We start from the raw sequence: 17,101 nt of genomic DNA on the forward strand, positions 1-17,101 counted from the left end.
GGATGATAGGTTTTGGAGCCGCGAAATATCCTAGGCCCTATGGGAAATTTATTGAGGGAATTTGGCCTAGATAAGTTTAGGCCCTCCGACCCGTGCCGCAGATTAAGAGTTTTACCTGGAGCGCGAGACTGTGAGCCAGGGCAGGATGACGGCGGGCTGGTAGCCGAGCTTGGCCTGCCTAAGGCCCGGAAGCCCGCAGTCATTTTGCCTATCCAGGAGGTTGTCGGGGCGATTCATACGGGGCTTCTTTAAGTGGTAAAATGTGCCTCGTTATGGGACTAAAGCTGTTCAACACCTTAACCCGCCAAAAGGAGGACTTCAGGCCTCTGGCGCCCCCTATTGTCGGGCTTTATACCTGCGGTCCCACGGTATACAATTATCTGCACGTCGGAAACTGGCGCACCTACATTTTCGAGGACATCTTGAAGCGCGCGCTCGGCTTTTTTGATTACAAAGTGCGCCATGTCATGAACATTACCGACGTGGGGCATTTGACGAGCCAGGCCGATGAGGGCGAGGACAAAATGGAGGTGGGGGCGGCCCGGGAGGGGAAGACCGCATGGGAAATCGCCCGGTTCTACACCGAATCCTTCCTCCAGGGCTGCCAAGAGCTTAATCTCCTGCCTCCGGACGTGCTTTGCAAGGCGACTGATCACATTAAGGAGCAAATTGATCTCGTCAAGCGCCTTGAGAAAAAGGGGCTTATCTACTCCACCTCGGACGGGCTTTACTTCGACACGGCCAAGTTCCCGGCGTACGGCCGCTTGGCGGGATCGGAGCATGCGGTCATTTCGCACGTTGGCGGCCTTCAAATTGGAGCGCGCATCGAGGCCAACCCCGAGAAGCGCTCCCCCGCGGACTTCGCGGTCTGGAAGTTCTCGCCCAAGGACAGGAAAAGGCAGATGGAGTGGGACTCCCCCTGGGGGACGGGATTTCCGGGCTGGCACATCGAGTGCTCGGCCATGGCCATGCGTTATCTCGGAGAGTCCTTCGACATCCACTGCGGGGGCGTGGACCATATTCCCATCCATCACACCAACGAGATCGCCCAGTCCGAGGCCGCCACGGAGAAGCCCTTCGCCCGGTTCTGGATGCACGGCGAGTTCTTGCTTATGAACAACGCCAAGATGGCCAAGTCCGAGGGGGGCTTCGTGACGCTCAGCCATTTTAAGGACCGCGGCTTCTCCCCGCTTGACTTGCGCTACCACTGCCTGACCGCCCATTACCGCAAGCAGCTCGATTTCACCTGGGAGGCCTTGGAGTCCTCGAAAACGGCCCGCAGGCGCTTGAGGGAAATCGCCCTCGGGCTCGCCAAGGCCTCTCCATCCCCGACCTGCGCCGACGACTGCGCGGCGTTCAAGGAAAGCCTGGGCGACGATTTGAACGTTCCGGTGGCCTTGGCCGCGCTGTGGGACGGGCTCAGGCGGGACGGAGTCCCGCTGGGGGCTAAATTAGCCCTGCTTGAGGCCGCGGAATCAGTTTTGGCCCTGGGCTTGTTCGAGCCAAGGGCGGAGGAACTCCCAGCGCGGGAGCGTGAACTCCTGGACGCGCGCGCCAAGGCGCGCGCGGACAAGGATTTTGCTCTTTCGGACGAGCTGCGCCGCGAACTCGAGACGCGCGGCATCCTGGTGGAGGACACCCGCCAGGGCCAGAAATGGCGGCGCAAATGAGGAGCCCTGGCCGAGGCCGGACGCGCGGCGCTCCCCCCAGCCCATCCCTATGGCTGGGCGGAGTCCACGCCGTCGAGGAAACCCTGCGCTCCAAGGCCGGATCGTGCCTCGCTCTTTGGGTGGAGCACCGCTGCCAGAATCCCGCCATTGCCGTCATCATCCGGCTGGCACGGGAAAAGAGCGTGGCGGTGCAGTTCGTACCCCGTCGGGAGATGGACAAGATGGTGCGGGAGGGTCGGCACCAAGGCGTGGCCCTCAAGGTATCGCGGCAAGAAAGCCGGGACCTTCTTTCCTTCGTCGAGACCTTGAGAGAGGAAGCGCGCCGGAATCTCGTACTCGTGGCTTTGGATCAGATTCAGGATCCGCACAACCTCGGAGCCATCGCCCGCTCGGCCGTCAATTTGGGGGCCGGCGGGCTCATACTCCCCGAGCGCAGATCCGCCCCCGTCACACCGGTCGTGGTCCAGGCCTCGGCGGGAGCCGTCCAGAGGCTTCCGATCTTTCAGGTGGTCAATCTTGCCCAGTCCTTGGCGCGCTTGAAGGAGGCGGGCTTCTGGATTTACGGAGCCGACATGGCGGGCAGGCCTTCCTGGCAGGCGAGCCTCAACCGGCCGCTGGTCTTGGTGATCGGCTCGGAGGGGGAGGGCTTGAGGCCCTTGGTCCGCCAAAGCTGCGACGAGTTGATCTCGATCCCCCAGGCCGCGGCCGGGGTGGCGAGCTTGAACGCCTCGTGCGCCGCGAGCGTGCTTCTCTATGAAATCGCCAGGCAAGCCGCCCACCCCCATGCTCGATAGGCATCACCCGAGCCTTCCCGCTTCCGCGTCCCTCCCTCCCCTCACCAAGGCCTTCAGCCTCACCGCCGTGGTGTTCCTGGCCGAGCTTTTCGGAGGCTGGTGGACCGGGAGCCTCTCCCTTTTGGCCGACGCCATGCACATGGGGGTGGATCTCCTGGCTCTGGGGATGGGGCTTTTCGCGGCCATAGTCAGCCGCCGGCCTCCCGACGCCAAGAGAACCTTCGGCTACAAGCGCGTCGAGGTCCTGGCCGCGCTCGGAAACGGGGTGGCCTTGTGGATCGCCACGGGGATGATCCTGCGCGAGGCGTACGAGAGGTTCTCTTTTCCGCGTCCCGTGGCCGCGCTCCAAATGATGGGCTTCGCGGTCTTGGGGCTGGCCTGCAACATCGTCTCGGGGCTTTACCTCTACAGCTCGAGCAAGCGCAACATCAACCTGCGCGGCGTGTTCCTCCACGTGGTCTCGGACACCCTGGGCTCGGTGGGGGCCTTGGCCGCCGGGGGCGTTATCTGCGCCACGGGCTGGTACGCGGCCGATCCCTTGGCCAGCGTTTTCATTTGCCTCGGCATCGTCTTCACCTCGTTTTTGCTGATGCGGGACTCCATCCACATCCTTCTGGAGGGAGCCCCGCCCCACTTGGATTTGGAGGAGATCCGCTCCGCTTTGGCGGGCCTTCCGGGAGTCAAGGAAGTGCACGACCTGCATCTTTGGTCCCTGACCCAGGGAAGCGAGTCCATGAGCGGGCACGTGGTGATTGACGAGAGCCACGAGGCCGAAGCCGTGCTTCAAGCCGGGACGTCGCTGCTCGAGAACCGATTCGGCCTGTCGCACGTCACTCTGCAAATCGAGAAGAGCCATGAGCCTGAAGAATAGGCGAGGAGTCGTTTTTTCGGCCGTTTTCCTTATCCTTGGGCTGTCTTCGGGGGCTTGGGCCATGCCGCGCATGGTCGTGGTGGTGAGCGTGGACCAGATGAGGGCCGATTACCTCGACCGCTTCGCGGGCAAGTACCGAAGCGGACTCAAGCGCCTGCGGGAGGAGGGGGCGGTGTTTTCCCAGGCTTATCACGCCCATACTCCCTCCGAGACGGGGCCGGGGCACGCCGTCATCATGACCGGCCAGTTCCCGGAGCGCACCGGCATCGTGGGCAACGAATGGCGGGACTCAAGCGGCTCCATGACCTATGTGGTCGCAGATTCGCTTCACGCCATCGGGCCGGAGCATCTTCTCTCCTACACCGTGGGCGACGCGCTCAAGGCCAAGGATGGGCGCGCCCTCGTGGTCTGCCTCTCCCTCAAGGACCGAGCCGCCGTGCTCATGGGCGGCAAGAAGGCCGACCTCGCGCTTTGGTTTGACAAAGGCGGGAAGGAATTTACGACATCCTCCTACTACGCGCTGCCATCTTGGCTGGAGGCCTTCAACCGAAAGTTCGCCCCGGAGATCTCCGGAGATTTTCTCGACACTCCGGCCTCCGACCGGCTTCTGCTCGATTTGACCGAGGAGGCCCTGAAGCGCCTGCCCTTGGGAAAGGACTCGATCCCCGACATCCTGGCTGTGAGTTTCTCGGGGACCGATTACGTGGGGCACCGCTACGGCCCTGACAGCCCGCAGATCGAGAATCAAATGCTGTCCTTGGACGCCCTCCTGGGAGAGCTCCTGGACCGGCTCAAGGCCAAGGTCGGGGCCGGCCGTTTCGACCTGGTCCTGACCTCGGACCATGGGGTGGCCCCGGTGCCGGAGAGCCCGGAGGGCAAGGCCCTGCAGGGCCGGCGCGTCCTCTGGAAGAATTTAGAAGCCGCTCTCGAGCTGGCCCTCGAGTGGAATATCCCGGCCGGCAAGGATTCCAGCCGGCGCTGGGTGCTGGGTTTCAGCTATCCCAACCTCTACTTGAACCTGGATCTGGCCAAGAAGCTGGGCCTGGAGCCCTCCGCCTTCCTGCGCCGCGCGGCGAGGGCCTTGCGGTCCGTGGACGGCATGGCCGCGGTCTACATTCCGGGGGAGCTCGACCCGAGCGACCCGTACGCGGAGATCTATCGCCGCAGCTTCATGCCCGGGCGTTCCGGGGATTTGATGCTGAGGGTGGCACCCGGGGTGGTGCTGACCGACCGGACCGCCGGGAGCGATCATGGCACTCCCTACGATTACGACGCGCACGTGCCCCTGATCTTCTGGGGGCCCGATTTCAAGAGCGGGCGCTTCGAGGAGCGGGCGCTCGTGGCGGACTTGGCGCCCACCGTGGCCGAGCTCCTCGAGGTTAAGTTTCCGACGGCCCAGGGCCAATCCCGAGCCGAGTCCTTTCGGGAGGAGGCGAGATGAGGAAGTCTTTTTTGACGGTTGTTTGCGCCGCGTTGGCCTTGGCCACGGTTTCCGTTCAGGCCAAGCCGCTGTACTTCGGTGATGAAAGGCTTCTGCCGGAGTCCGGGGCCTGGGCCAAGCCCGAGCGCTTCAAATCCGCCGGCCCGCGATTTCGCCGCGACCGGGAAGTGGATATCCTCCACATCAAACTCGAGATAGCCCTCGATTTCCAGAAGCAGTCCTTCGAGGCCGCGGTCACCCAGCGCTTCAAGGCTTTGGGGCCCGGAGTCAATCGCCTGGAGTTGGACGCGCAGGGCCTCGATATCCGCAAAGTGACCGGCGCGCGGGGAGAAAAGCTTGATTTCGAGGTCCTGCCGGAAAAGCTCGTGGTTCATTTTCCCAAGGCCTTGGCGGCCGGCGAGGAAGGCAGCATCCGGATCGAGTACGCCGGGTCTCCCCGCCACATGGGGCTCCACTTCTTTAAGGCCGACGAGCGCTATCCCGGCCAGCCGGACATGGTTTGGAGCCAGGGAGAGGCCGAGGAAAACCGCTTTTGGATCCCGCTCTACGATTACCCCAACGAGCGCGTCTCCACCGAGGTCGTCGCCACGGTTCCAGAGGGCTTCACCGCCGTTTCAAACGGCAAGCTTCTTTCCCAAGGCCCGGGCCCCAAGCCCGGCACACGGGCCTTTCACTGGCTGCAGGAGCGCCCGCATGTGGCCTATCTCGTCACTTTGTCCGCGGCGCGCTTCGTTCCCGTGGCCCTGAGCGCTCCGGAGCCGGGGAAGGGCGTTCCCATGACGGTCTGGGCCCTTCCCGGCCAGGAAGAGGACGCCAAGCGCACCTTCGCCAGGACCCCGGACATGGTCCGCTATTTCTCCGAGCTTCTGGACGCTCCCTACCCTTGGGAGAAATACGACCAAGTCCTGGTCTATGAATTTTTCGGCGGCATGGAGAACACCTCGGCCACCAATATCCTTGACCGCGCCCTCTTGGACTCCCGGGCCTCCCTGGACCATGATTCCGACGACTTGATCTCCCATGAATTGGCCCATCAATGGTTCGGGGATCTCGTCACCTGCAAGGACTGGTCGCATATCTGGCTCAACGAGGGCGTCACCTCCTATTTCCAAGCCCTTTGGAAGCGCAAGGACAAAGGGGCCGACGAGTTCGCCTACGACCTGCACCAGAAGGCCCAGAGGTATTTCGGCGAGCACGGCTCCTACCAGCGCGCGGTGGTGACCGAACGCTACGAAATTCCCATGGACATGTTCGACGCCCACACCTACAACAAGGGGGCCTGGGTCCTGCACATGCTGAGGATGGAGCTGGGCGAGGATCTCTTCTGGAAGTCCTTCAAGCGCTACCTGCGCGAACGCCAGGATTCCGTGGCCGAGACCGAGGATCTGCGCCGGGCCGTGGAGGAGACCACGGGAAAATCCATGCTCCAATTCTTCAACCAGTGGCTTTACGGCCCAGGCTACCCATTCCTTCTCATCAAGGAAGAATGGGACCCAATTGGCAAGGAGCTTAAGCTGCGAGTCATCCAGAAGCAGGCCAAGGACGGCATGCCTGTCTTCCGCTTCAAGCTTCCCCTTCAATTCGACAAGGACGGCAAAAAGGTCGTTGCCGAGGTTTCCAAGGAGGAGGAAAGCTTCTCCTGGCCGCTCGGCTCCCGGCCCAGGATGATCCGCCTGGACCCCGAGCAAAGCCTCTTGGCCGAGTATAAGCTCGAGTTTCCAGAGGATATGCTCATCTCCGCCTTGAGGGAGGACCTCTCCGTGTCCGGGCGCCTGAGGGCTCTTTCTGCCTTGGGCAAATTGCCCAGCCCCAAGGCCTTGGCCGCGATCGGCCAGTGCCTGCTCAAGGACCCTTTCTGGGGCGTGGCCGCGGCCTGCGCCGCGGAGCTCGGGAAAATCGGCGGCCCCAAGGCCCTGGCGGCCTTGAAAGAAGGGGCGCGGAGCAAGCATTCCAAGGTTCGCGCGGCCTCGGCCTCAGCCTTGGGCCAATTCTTGAGGCAGGAGGAGGCTTTGGAGGCCGTAAAGCCCCTGGCCGGGAAAGACCCCAGCTACCGGGTCGAGGCGGCCGCGCTCGCGGCTTTGGGCTCCTTGCGCTTGCCTCAGTCCCGGGCCCTGCTCGAGCCCAAGCTTGGGGACGGCTCTTGGGACCAGGCGATCCGCAGGGCGGCGCTTTCCGGCTTGGGGCGGCTCAAGGAGGAGGCGACGCTCCCGCTTTTGCAGGATTGGGCCGGCCCGGGCAAGCCGGCTCTCGCCCGCTCGGCGGCTCTGGGGGCCTTGGCCGAGGCCGGCGAGGGAAAAGAGCCCGTCCGGGACTTCTTGGCCATGGTCTTGGAAACCGAGGAGGATCGCGTCGTCCGCGGAGCCGCGATTCGCGCTCTTTCCTCGTTGGGGGACCCTCGGGCCAACGTTTCCCTGTCAAAAATCGCGACGCGGGATCCTTCCCCGGAGGTCCGCCGCGGGGCCGAGGAGGCCATCGAGAACATCCGCCAAGGAAAGAAGGGCCGGATAGAGGAGCTCTCCAAGCAAGTGGATGGGCTGGTGGAGAAGTTGGACCGTTTCGAGAAGAAGCTTGATGAGCTCCAGAAAAAGGCGAAATAACCGGGAGCGCGCCGGCATAATCTTTCTCAATAGCGAGGTGCCCAACCTTGGGCTTGTGCGGCGGATACTTCCCCTATGCTCCGTGCATCTCTGCAGCGACGGAGGATTATCGCGCGCCCTCGGCTTTGGGATCGAACCTGACTTCGTGGTGGGGGACATGGATTCGGTTCCGAGGCCCTTGCCGGCCCTTAGGCGCGCGATTTTCAGATGCGACTTTGATGAGAGCCTCTCGGACTTCGAGAAGACCTTGCGCCTGGCTTCGGAGCTAGGCCTGCGCCGGCTCTATGTGGCGGGGGCCTTGGGGGGGAGATTGGACCATGTCTTGGTTAACAGGACCATCGCGGAGGCTTGGGCCGGGGAATTCGACATGGTCCTGGTGGATCAGGGCCTGGCCCGGCTATTGCGGCCGGGGAGCTACGCCTTCAAGCTCCCCAGAGGAGCCATTTTTTCTCTTCTCGCGGCTGGCGCCGCGTCTCGAGTCAGCCTTTCAGGCTGCCGCTATCCCCTGAAGAACGCCGTCCTCGAGCCGGGAAGCCGGGGACTCAGCAACGCGGCAAAGGGGCCAGCGGCGGTGCGCCTGCGCCTTCACGACGGGCTCATGTGGTTTATTCAGCCTTTGGCGGCGCGGATATAGGCGTATCCCTGGACCAAGCGCTCGAGGTCGGAGAGCCTTTGGATGACTACCTTGCCGTAGCTCGAGGAGGCCGCGAGCATGTAGCCGTCGCCGATGTAAATCGCGGCGTGAGTCACGCCCTTGTGGGCGATGGAGGCCTGGCCGCTGGTGTCATGGAAGTAGATCAGGTCCCCGGGATGAGGCGGCCCTTGGCGCAAGGCCAGGAATTTATTTTTCTCGGCCAGCCAATATTGGTCGTCCGCCAACCGGGTGAAGCTCTCGGGAAGCCAGCCGAGGACTTTTTCCACGGCTTTTTGGGTCAAAAGCGCGCAGTCCATGGAAGAGAGCCCGTCTCCTCCTAGATCATAGGGCAGTCCCAGGAATCCCGCGGCGGCGGCCAGGATTTTGCCTCCCAAAGTTTTCGGCTCGGAGGCCAACGCGCCGCTTTCCAATTTGGCCAGCATTGCCGCCGTCTTGGGGCCGATGGTTTTTCCTTCGCCCGTGATCTGGCGCGTGGCCTTGAACAGAGCCAAAGCCCTGGCGAGATTTTCGTCATAGCGGCCCCAATCCGCGCCGTCGGGGGATCCGAGCACGAGCCTCGGGTTCCACTTGAGAAGAGCGGCCTTCACTCGGGCGATGGGGCCGTGCGGCCGGGGGTCTTTGTCTCCCGGCTTGAGGCCCGCCAATTCCTTGGCCAAGGCAGGCACGGCCTCCTCGGGAGCCTTGATCTTGAGGCCCTTGGGGGGTGCCTGGGTGACGTTTTCCGGGGGGAACTGGCTTCCCGGCCCGGCCGAGACGATTTCGCCCGGGTCCTTGGTCTCGAAAGCACGGCTTAAAGCGTCGAGTTTTTCCTGCACCTGCCGGGCGACGGACGGCGGGAGGCGGGGCTGGGAGGGGTCGGGGCTCTTGCCGGCATTGTTGTCGAGAATGGCCGACAACAGGGATTTGCGGACAGCGCTCTCGCGTTTTTCCTCCTCGCCGCCGCGCGCCGAGGGTTTGCGCTTCCTGTCCCGGTAAACGGCCTCGGCCAGGGATTCAGAAGAGGGGTCGTCCTTCTTGAATTGGCGGGCCGCGGCCCGGATCATTTCTCGGTAGAGCTCGAGGCTGTCCTCCTCGGCCCTGCCCTGCTGGACGTACTCAGCCTGGTCCATGGCCTGGACCAGGGAGTCGAGCTCCGCTTTCACGGCGGGCTGCCGATCGGCCGGAACGTTCCCCAGCCGGCTCTTTAAGTGATCGTAGTCGGGCAAGGGAGTTCCCGCGAAGTAGCACTGCGCGGCCTTCTGGCGCACGTGCCCCATGGCCACCTGGAGGGGGAGAAGCTCCTGGGCGCGGGCGCCGAGGCTCAAGGCCAGGCATAACGCCGTCCAGGGGAGAACATTCCTCATCCGCAATAGAATAGCCGCTTCGGCTCGGCCGGACAAGGAACTAAAGGCCTATAGGCTCCTGGGCCTTTAGGCCCAGGGCTGGGAGCGTCCTTGTGGGAGCAAGTTATTCACAAAAACTTCCCGGGAAATTTTTGTGAATAACTTCGAGGCGTGGGACATCGGAGGGGCTCCGTCCGGCGCGGAGCCGTTCCAAAGCCGGCCGCAGGGCGGCGCGGGCTTCCGGGGCTCGGCCGGTTCTCTCCAGTTTGGCCAGGCCCTCCTCGAGAAGCTCGCGGGCTCCCGCCAAGGCTTCGGGGTCAAGCTCCAGCTTGTGGAAGGCCGCCGCGATCTGGATGAGGCCCTGGAGGAAAATCTTGGGCTCTCCCTGGGCCTTTCGCCAGAAGGCTTCCAGATGTTCGTGGGCGTCGAAGAACAGCCCGTGGTTGAACAGAAGCACCCAAAGTTCAAGAGCTTGCTCGACGGCAGTCCCCGCCCGCGGACGGGAAAACCATTCTTCCAGGGCCTTGCGGTGGGGCGAGCTGGGTATGAACTCGCCAATGCGCCGGGGGTCTTCCAGGCAGGAGACCAGAAGGGCGTAGCGCTCGTGCTTTATCTTTCGCGCGGCGGGACCTTCTTGACCAGAATGTAGAGCTTGCCCTCGTTCCACTGGTAGCGCGCCGTGGTCGAGGCCTGCGGCCCGTGCCCCGCGTAGATGTCAACGCGCCCGGGCCCCTTGATGGCTCCGCCCGTGTCCATGCAGAGGGCGAAACGGCTGTTGGCAAATTGCCCCAGGAGCGCTCCCTTCTTGTCTGCCTGGGGAGAAACCGTAGCGAAGAAGGCCAGGGCTCCGAGGGGAATCACCGCGGGATCCACGGCGATGGAGCGCGCGGGCACCAAGGTCTGCTCGATGGTTCCGAAAGGCTCCCCATCGGGCGGCAGGGGTGCCAGCTCGAAGAAAGTGTAGCGCGGATTCTGGGCCAGGAGCCAATCCTCGACCTCGGGGTGCTCGCGCAGGTATTTGCGCAGCTTGTCATGGCTGATTTCCTCTCGCCCGAACACGTTGGCCTTGACGAGGAAGAGCCCCACGCTGTTGTAGGGCAGGGCGTTGGTGGCCGCGTATTTCACCAGCATTTCCTTGCCGTTCGGAAATTGCAGGATCCCGGAGCCCTGGATGTGGAGGTCCAAGCCGTCGAACTTGTTCTTGAGCCAGGCGATTTCCAGCCCCCGTCCCGCGAGCCTCTTGCGGATGTCTATCTCTCCCCGGGAGAAATAAGGAAGAACGCGCTTGTTCTTGCCGCTGCCCTCGATCCGGCCGATCAGCGCGTCCCCGCCGTATTTCTTGTCGAAGAGGCCGAGCTCGACTTCCACCATGTCGGAAGGTCTGCGGTAGAGGGGGTAGGAGTATTTTCCGGTTTTCTTGAGGCTGGCGGCCAGAACCGGCTGGTAATACGACGAGAAGACGACTTTTCCGGCCCCGTCCGAGCCCTCGGATTGGTAAACGTCGAAGGTCTGCCGTATCTGCGCGTTGATTTCCCCGGAGCTGACCGCGGTGTTGAGGATGTCGAGAAGGGCTTGGATCGAGTCGGCGAGAATGGCCGCGCCGTAGTCGCGGTCCCCGATGCGGATGTACTTCGGCCCGGAATAGGTCTGGAGGTAGGCCATGGTCTTGCGCGCGGCCTTGATGAGGCCGTTCTTGGAGGAGAAGGAATCCGCGAAATCCGGGTATTGCTCCGGCTCCAGAAGCCGCAGGGAGGGTCCTCCCTTGGCCGTGGCCGTGGAAACGGAGGGACCCGGGGCCGGCTGGGCCGATGAAGGAGGAGCTTCGCTCCAGAGGAGAAAAACAAGGGCAAGGATTTTCATGCGGAATCGGGGACAGTATACTGAATTTCGTTTGGAATTAAGTATACTGTCCCCTGTTCATCACATTTTTTTCAGAATCGGGAGCAATATGTACCTTAAATCGATCGACGTCGTCGGATATAAATCCTTCGCCGCCAAGACTCATTTGGACTTGGGCCCCGGCATCACTGGAATCATCGGCCCGAACGGCTGCGGCAAGTCCAACATCATGGAATCCGTGCGCTGGTGCCTGGGGGAAATGTCCTGGAAATCCTTGCGGGCCGATTCCATGGTGGACGTGATTTTCTCGGGCACGGCCAAGCGGCCTTCCCTATCCATGACCGAGGTCACTTTGACCTTCGACAACGCATCGAGCCTTCTTCCCGTGCAATTCTCCGAGGTGACCATCACCCGCCGGATCTTCAGGTCCGGGGAGTCCTCCTATTTCCTCAATAAGACCCAGTGCCGCCTGCGAGACATCCGCGAGCTTTTCCTCGACACGGGACTGGGCGGCGACGGCTACGCCATCATCGACCAGGGCGGGGTGGATTTTGTCCTGTCCTCCAAGCCCGAGGACCGGCGCTCCATCTTCGAGGAGGCGGCCGGGGTGGCCAAATACAAGGCCAAGCGCGAGGAGGCCTTGAGGAAGATAGAGCGGGTCGAGGCGGACATGGCGCGCATCCAGGACTCGTTGGCCCTCATCACGGACCAAGTCAAGAAGCTCGACTCCGATGCCAGAAAGGCTAAGCTATACCAAAAATACAAGGAGGAGCTCGCCGCCCTGGAGGCCGCGCACATCCTCGATCAACTCACGACTCTCGAGGCCGAGGTGTCCCAGCTCTCGGCCCTGGCCGCGCCGCTCGAGGAGATCGTGGGCACGCGCCGCGTGGAGATGGACGGCGAAGGCGCCAACCTCGCGGCCTTGAATTTGGAGAAAGCGAGCCAGCAGGGCCAGGTCCTGGGCTGCAACCAGAGGATTTCCGAGGTCAAGTCCGAGATCGGGCGCCTAGAGGAGCGCATCCAGGCGGCCCGGCGCGCCATGTCCGAGGCGCAGGAGCGCGCGGCTTCCTGCCAAGGGGAGCTCACCTCGATGGGCCAACGCCTCCTGGGGCTGGCGCCCGAGATGGAGCGCTCGAGCCAGGTCGTGGCCGACGCCGAGTCGGCCCGGGCCCAGGCCGAGCAGGACTTGAACAACTGGAGCGGGTCTTTGCGGGCCCTGCAGGAGAAAAGCTGCGGGGCGCAGGCGGGGCTCGACTCCCACAAGGCCGCGGCCTTGGACCTGGCCGAGAGGATATTGTCCCTGCGCCGGGGGCTCGCCCAGAGCGAGTCATCCTGGTCTCGCCAGGAGACCCAGCTGAGGTCCAGCCTCCGGGAGCTCGAGAAGGATTTAGCCCAGGCCGAAAACTCCCGCGTCGCGATAGAGTCCGCGCGGCAGGGCCTGGAGTCGCAGCGGGCGCAAACCGCCGCCGCGGGGGCCGCATGCGAGCAAGCCCAGAAAATCACGGCGGACAAACGCTCCCAGGAAGGGGCCCTGGCCGAGGATACCTTGAGGCTCCACGCCAATTTGGCCGAAAGCCGGGCCCGCGCTGAGGCCCTCGAGGTCCAAGGCGGCCAGAACCCTTACTGGGTCGGGGCCCAGGCCGCGCTCAACGCCGGGATCGAGGGCGTCGTCGGCACGGTGCGCCAGCTTTTCCGCGTGGAGGAAGCCTACAGGCCTTATCTCGAGGATCTTTTGGGAGAGAGGCTCTACGCCGTGGTCTGCGAGGACTCCTTGGTCGCCCGCGCCGCCATCGAGATGCTCCAAGCCTCGGGCAAGGGTCGGGCCCGATTTCTCGTGCTGAGCTCCCTTCCGAGCTCCGTGGCCCAAAGGGAGTATCCTCCGGAGGCCAACCCGCTCCTGCGCCACGTGTCTTTCGACCCGCGCCATGAGAGGGTTCTGCGCTTCCTCCTTCGGGAGGCTTATGCTCTCGACAAGGCCCTTTTTGGGGAGCATTGGGTTTACGGGGGAGCTCCGGTCAAAGAAGGCGCCCAGCTGAGCCTCGCCGATGTGACGGAGCTTCGCTCCCAAATTTCACGCGCCGAGGTTCGCGCCGCCGAGCTCTCGCAAGCCAAGGCGAGCCTCCAAGCCGCCATCGCCGAGGCGGAGGAAAGCGCGCGCGCCGCCGCCTCGCTGTACCATGCAGAAAGCGCCAAGGAAGCCTCCCTTGAGGCGCAGCTCCGCGATCGGGAGACGAGCCTATCGCTCCATCAGAAGAATGTGGAGCTCTCGCGCTCGGAGGCGGTGCGCCTCCTCGCGGACATGGCTATTCTAAAGGAAGGGATCATCGAGCTGCGCCGCCGCATCGAGGCGGCCGAGGCCGAGGAGAAGTCCGCCCGGGAGCGCGAGTCCCAAGCCGCCCAAATTTTAGCCGCGACCCGCGAGGAACTGGCCGGGGCGCAGTCCACCCACGAGCTTCTCGAGTCCAAATTCGACAGCGCGCGGGAAAAAACGGCTTTCCTGGCCGGGGCTTACGAGCGCCTGGGGGCCGAGCAGAAGAGCCTCGAGGCCGCTATCGCCAGGCGCCAGCAGGAGATGCGCGATTTGGGGGCCAAGAAGGAGGATCTCGCCGCCTTGATGAAGCAGTCCGAGGAAGAGCTCGCCGACCGCCACCAGAGGCTGGCCGTGCTCGAAGTGGAGGCCCAAGGGGTCTTCGCGCGGCTTCAGGAGATCGAGAGATCCATCGCGCAGAAGGAGGAGTCCCTACGCCAAATTCAGCAGGCGCACGGCCAGGCCCAGAAGGAGCTTCACGAGCTCGAGCTCAAGCTCAGCGCCCAGCGCAGCTCCCGCGAACTCCTGCAAAAGCGGCTATGGGACGATTGGCAGCTTACTTACGACGAGGCCAAGTCCAAATACGGCAGCCAGTCGGCGGACGCCCAAAAGATTGAATTCTTGCGCAAGCGCATTGCCAACATGGGCAATATCAACATGGCGGCTCCGGAGGAGTACGAGGCCCTCTCTTCCAAGGAGACCTTCCTGGCCGCCCAACTAAGCGACTTGAGCCAGGCCAAGGAGGACTTGAAGAGCGCCATCCAAAAGATCAACGGCACCACCCGCGAGAATTTCCGGCAGACCTTCACCGAGGTGCGGGAGCACTTCCGCCGCATTTTCGGCGTGCTCTTCGACGGCGGCGAGGCCGATCTTGTCTTGACCGATCCCGAGAATATATTGGAAACCGGCGTCGAGATCGTGGCCCAGCCCCCGGGCAAGCGCCTGCAGAGCATCTCGCTTCTTTCCGGAGGGGAGAAAACCATGACCGCCATCGCCCTCTTGTTCGCCTTTTTCATGGTCAAGCCCTCCCCGTTCTGCATGCTCGATGAGGCAGACGCCGCCCTGGACGACGCCAACGTGGAGCGCTTCGTGGCCCTCCTGCGGGAATTCCAGAGCCGCTCGCAGTTCCTCATCGTGAGCCACAACAAGAGGACCATGGAGGCCGCCGACGCGATCTACGGCGTGACCATGGAGGAGATGGGGGTCAGCCAAATCATATCCGTGGACTTCCGTAAAAAGCTGCCGGAGCACCCCACTCCCGCGGCGCAGCCCACGACGCCCCAAGATCCAGTCGGCCCGGCTTAACCGGCCCTCATTGCAATGATTTATGGCGTGTTTTCCGACGTGCACGCCAACCTGGAGGCCCTCGAGGAGGTCTTGGATTTCTTCGAGGCGAGCGCCGTGGACGGCTATATCTGCTGCGGGGATCTGGTGGGCTATGGGCCGGACCCGGAGACCTGCGTGGCCCGGATCGCGGCCCTCAAGAACTCCGTGATCGTCTGCGGCAACCATGACCTGGTGGCGGTGGAACGCCTCGAGCTCTCCTGGTTCAACCCTTACGCTAAAACCGCCGCCATTTGGACCCGGCCTCATCTCTCGGACCGGGCCAAGGCCTACCTCGCGGGCCTCTCTCCCAAGCGCGAGGCTTCCGGCTTCACCGTGGCCCACGGCACTCCGCGCCGGCCCCCCGAGGAGTACATGATGAGCGCCGCCCAGTTCCGGGAGAACATTCCCTACGCCAAGGTCTGGCCAGTGTTCGTCGGGCACAGCCACATGTCCCTGTGCTTCCGCCTGCGCCAGAAGGCTCCGTCCCTCCTGGAGGTCGAGTCCCAATGCCTCGAGGACGGCCAAACCTTCAAGGCCTGCCCAGGGCCGCAGGGCTTGCTCCCGGCGGCCTTGAACCCGGGTTCGGTGGGCCAGCCCCGCGACCATGACACGCGGGCCTCCTGCGCCCTTTATGACTCGGAAACCGGGGTTTTCAAGTCCGTCCGCTTGACCTACGACATAGCGGCGGTCCAGCGCAAAATCCGCCGGGTCGGTCTTCCCGAATACCTCGCCCTGCGCCTGGCCTACGGGCAATAATTCCACATAGGTCTTTTGCCTATTTTTCGCTGGGTCCTACGGCCCATGTGGCCAAAAGTCTCGAATGTTATCATAAGGGCATGAGAAAGCACGGTTCCAAGGCCCGCCTTGCCATGAGAGAAGAGCGGGACATCCATTGCTCTTCTTGGCCCGCAGACCGGGTCAAACGCAAACTTACCTACGAAAGCCAGACCGAGTCCTACCTCTGGATCACCGACCGGGGTCGCTCTCGACTGATCAAGCACTGATTATGCCCAAGGCCGCGATGAAGCTTCTTCTCGCGGCTTCGCTGTTTTTAGTGGTCCCTTGCGCCCGGGCCGCCAACCCCAGCATGTCCGAGGATTTCACCCGGATGATGCAGTGGCTGAGCCACGAAATGGTCCAGGGCCTGGCCTTCAACGCGGGGTCCACTTTCGACCCTCCCCGCGAAGTCAAGGACAGGAGGCTCCAGCCCGACGTGAGCCTGGGGCTGGGGAAAATGCCCCTCGACAAGAGCCGGTTTCCCGCGCTCGCGACCCCCGCCCTGCGGGAGATGGGTGCTCAGTCCATATTTCCGTCGAGCGTCCTATTCCCGAATCTCGCCATGCACGGGCGCATCGGGCTGCCCAAGCGCTTCGATTTGAGCCTGCGTTTCGCCGATATGACCACCCCCTCCGGCTACAAGATCGCTCCAGGCACCACGGGGAGCGGGCAGAGCAACTCCCTCGGCCTCGGCCTGCGCAAGCACTTCTTCGGCCTGGGCGGCTCTCCTCTTTTGAGCGTCGGGGCCAACTACAACCACGTGTCCGGCCGCTTCCGCTACGAGAGCAAATTCAATATAGACACCATCCCGGGCTTCTCGGCCCAGAGCGACATGGTGGGCACGGTCAAGTGGAGCGTCAATTCCTACGGCTTGAACGCGGTGCTGAGCCAAACCTGGGCCAATTGGACGCCCTTCTTCGGGTTCGGCTATAACCGCGTGACTGGCTCGGTGGAGACGCGCCTGGAGGCCATTCCCAACACCATACTCATCTCGCGCATCTCGGGAGAGGCCAGCGAGCATCCCGAGGAAAGCCAGGGCCGGGTCATACTGGGGACCCAGCTCAACCGCTCGTGGTTCAATTTATTCGCCAACGGCGAGATCAAGGCCATAGGGATCGGGGCCGGGCAGTCCTGGATCGTGCACGCGGGACTGACCCTGCCGTTCCATGTGAGCTCGCCGGTCAAGTTCCTGGCCAAGCGCATGAAGTTCCGCAAGGTCTCCGCCCCCGCGAGGGTGGAGGCCGGCAAAGTGGAGATGTCGGAGTTCGTTTTTATTCAGTAGTCGTGCGCCGTTAAAAATTTAGACAACTGCTAGGCGTTCAAAGAACGACAACAGCTATGCTGAAACGGTTTTTCGCCGCGGGGCTTTCGGCCCTTTTAGCGGCGTCCTCCTTTGGCCCGGCCGCGGCCGCGGGGATAAAACTTTCCTCCTTTCCTGGGAAGAGAGTTGAAGTAAAGGTAAATTCCACCCCTTCGGCGCTTCCAGCCAGGCCCTTTCCCG

13 protein-coding genes are annotated in these 17,101 nt (G+C 63.2%); 10 read left to right on the forward strand and 3 right to left on the reverse strand.

Annotated elements, in window-relative coordinates; genetic code table 11:
- The first annotated feature begins 272 nt into the window (after window positions 1–272).
- Genes HY921_08375 through HY921_08400 form a run of 6 tightly spaced genes read left to right on the forward strand, consistent with a single transcriptional unit; the run spans window position 273 to window position 8,007 of the window.
- Window positions 273–1,670 (forward strand): cysteine--tRNA ligase, encoded by a 1,398-nt coding sequence (locus tag HY921_08375; protein MBI5630884.1) that lies wholly within the window; start codon window positions 273–275, stop codon window positions 1,668–1,670.
- Window positions 1,667–2,464 (forward strand): 23S rRNA (guanosine(2251)-2'-O)-methyltransferase RlmB, encoded by a 798-nt coding sequence (rlmB, locus tag HY921_08380; protein ID MBI5630885.1) that lies wholly within the window; start codon window positions 1,667–1,669, stop codon window positions 2,462–2,464. The genes HY921_08375 and rlmB overlap by 4 nt, the downstream gene beginning before the upstream one ends.
- Complete coding sequence (locus HY921_08385; protein ID MBI5630886.1) at window positions 2,424–3,335, forward strand: cation transporter; 912 nt, start codon at window positions 2,424–2,426, stop codon at window positions 3,333–3,335. Before rlmB ends, HY921_08385 begins: the two co-directional genes overlap by 41 nt.
- On the forward strand, window positions 3,319–4,776 hold the full coding sequence (locus HY921_08390; protein MBI5630887.1) for an alkaline phosphatase family protein: 1,458 nt from the start codon (window positions 3,319–3,321) through the stop codon (window positions 4,774–4,776). The genes HY921_08385 and HY921_08390 overlap by 17 nt, the downstream gene beginning before the upstream one ends.
- Window positions 4,773–7,373: a M1 family metallopeptidase gene (locus tag HY921_08395; protein MBI5630888.1), complete on the forward strand. Its 2,601-nt coding sequence runs from the start codon at window positions 4,773–4,775 to the stop codon at window positions 7,371–7,373. Before HY921_08390 ends, HY921_08395 begins: the two co-directional genes overlap by 4 nt.
- A complete protein-coding gene (locus tag HY921_08400) occupies window positions 7,348–8,007 on the forward strand; it encodes a thiamine diphosphokinase (protein MBI5630889.1) in 660 nt (219 codons plus the stop codon). Before HY921_08395 ends, HY921_08400 begins: the two co-directional genes overlap by 26 nt.
- Here HY921_08400 and HY921_08405 read toward each other — a convergent pair.
- From HY921_08405 to HY921_08415, 3 genes are all read right to left on the reverse strand, one after another.
- Window positions 7,983–9,371 carry a C40 family peptidase gene (locus HY921_08405; GenBank protein MBI5630890.1) on the reverse strand — a complete coding sequence of 463 codons (1,389 nt, stop codon included), beginning with the start codon at window positions 9,369–9,371 and terminating at the stop codon, window positions 7,983–7,985. The genes HY921_08400 and HY921_08405 overlap by 25 nt on opposite strands.
- A gap of 103 nt (window positions 9,372–9,474) precedes the next feature.
- Complete coding sequence (locus HY921_08410) at window positions 9,475–9,807, reverse strand: DUF309 domain-containing protein (protein ID MBI5630891.1); 333 nt, start codon at window positions 9,805–9,807, stop codon at window positions 9,475–9,477.
- A 152-nt stretch (window positions 9,808–9,959) separates the two neighbouring features.
- Window positions 9,960–11,210 (reverse strand): MltA domain-containing protein, encoded by a 1,251-nt coding sequence (locus tag HY921_08415; GenBank protein MBI5630892.1) that lies wholly within the window; start codon window positions 11,208–11,210, stop codon window positions 9,960–9,962.
- 88 nt (window positions 11,211–11,298) lie between these two features.
- Here HY921_08415 and smc point away from each other — a divergent pair, with 88 nt between their 5' ends.
- From smc to HY921_08435, 4 genes are all read left to right on the forward strand, one after another.
- On the forward strand, window positions 11,299–14,802 hold the full coding sequence (gene smc / locus HY921_08420) for a chromosome segregation protein SMC (GenBank protein MBI5630893.1): 3,504 nt from the start codon (window positions 11,299–11,301) through the stop codon (window positions 14,800–14,802).
- Window positions 14,803–14,829: 27 nt separating this feature from the next.
- Window positions 14,830–15,579, forward strand: a complete 750-nt coding sequence (locus tag HY921_08425) for a metallophosphoesterase family protein (protein ID MBI5630894.1) — start codon at window positions 14,830–14,832, stop codon at window positions 15,577–15,579.
- 80 nt (window positions 15,580–15,659) lie between these two features.
- Window positions 15,660–15,827 carry a hypothetical protein gene (locus HY921_08430; protein ID MBI5630895.1) on the forward strand — a complete coding sequence of 56 codons (168 nt, stop codon included), beginning with the start codon at window positions 15,660–15,662 and terminating at the stop codon, window positions 15,825–15,827.
- Window positions 15,828–15,829: 2 nt separating this feature from the next.
- Entirely contained in the window at window positions 15,830–16,882 is a 1,053-nt protein-coding gene (locus tag HY921_08435; protein MBI5630896.1) for a hypothetical protein, read from the forward strand.
- Window positions 16,883–17,101 lie beyond the last annotated feature (219 nt).

The sequence above is a fragment of the Elusimicrobiota bacterium genome, assembly GCA_016218575.1.
GTDB lineage: Bacteria > Elusimicrobiota > Elusimicrobia > UBA1565 > UBA9628 > JACRDN01.

What these genes read in the sequence shown, in the direction of transcription:
- smc (MBI5630893.1), top strand. Translation starts at nt 11,299, where the DNA reads ATGTACCTTAAATCGATCGACGTCGTCGGATATAAATCCTTCGCCGCC.
- HY921_08435 (MBI5630896.1), top strand. Translation starts at nt 15,830, where the DNA reads ATGCCCAAGGCCGCGATGAAGCTTCTTCTCGCGGCTTCGCTGTTTTTA.
- rlmB (MBI5630885.1), top strand. Translation starts at nt 1,667, where the DNA reads ATGAGGAGCCCTGGCCGAGGCCGGACGCGCGGCGCTCCCCCCAGCCCA.
- HY921_08405 (MBI5630890.1), bottom strand. Translation starts at nt 9,371, where the DNA reads ATGAGGAATGTTCTCCCCTGGACGGCGTTATGCCTGGCCTTGAGCCTC.
- HY921_08395 (MBI5630888.1), top strand. Translation starts at nt 4,773, where the DNA reads ATGAGGAAGTCTTTTTTGACGGTTGTTTGCGCCGCGTTGGCCTTGGCC.
- HY921_08430 (MBI5630895.1), top strand. Translation starts at nt 15,660, where the DNA reads ATGAGAAAGCACGGTTCCAAGGCCCGCCTTGCCATGAGAGAAGAGCGG.
- HY921_08375 (MBI5630884.1), top strand. Translation starts at nt 273, where the DNA reads ATGGGACTAAAGCTGTTCAACACCTTAACCCGCCAAAAGGAGGACTTC.
- HY921_08415 (MBI5630892.1), bottom strand. Translation starts at nt 11,210, where the DNA reads ATGAAAATCCTTGCCCTTGTTTTTCTCCTCTGGAGCGAAGCTCCTCCT.
- HY921_08400 (MBI5630889.1), top strand. Translation starts at nt 7,348, where the DNA reads ATGAGCTCCAGAAAAAGGCGAAATAACCGGGAGCGCGCCGGCATAATC.
- HY921_08385 (MBI5630886.1), top strand. Translation starts at nt 2,424, where the DNA reads ATGAAATCGCCAGGCAAGCCGCCCACCCCCATGCTCGATAGGCATCAC.
- HY921_08390 (MBI5630887.1), top strand. Translation starts at nt 3,319, where the DNA reads ATGAGCCTGAAGAATAGGCGAGGAGTCGTTTTTTCGGCCGTTTTCCTT.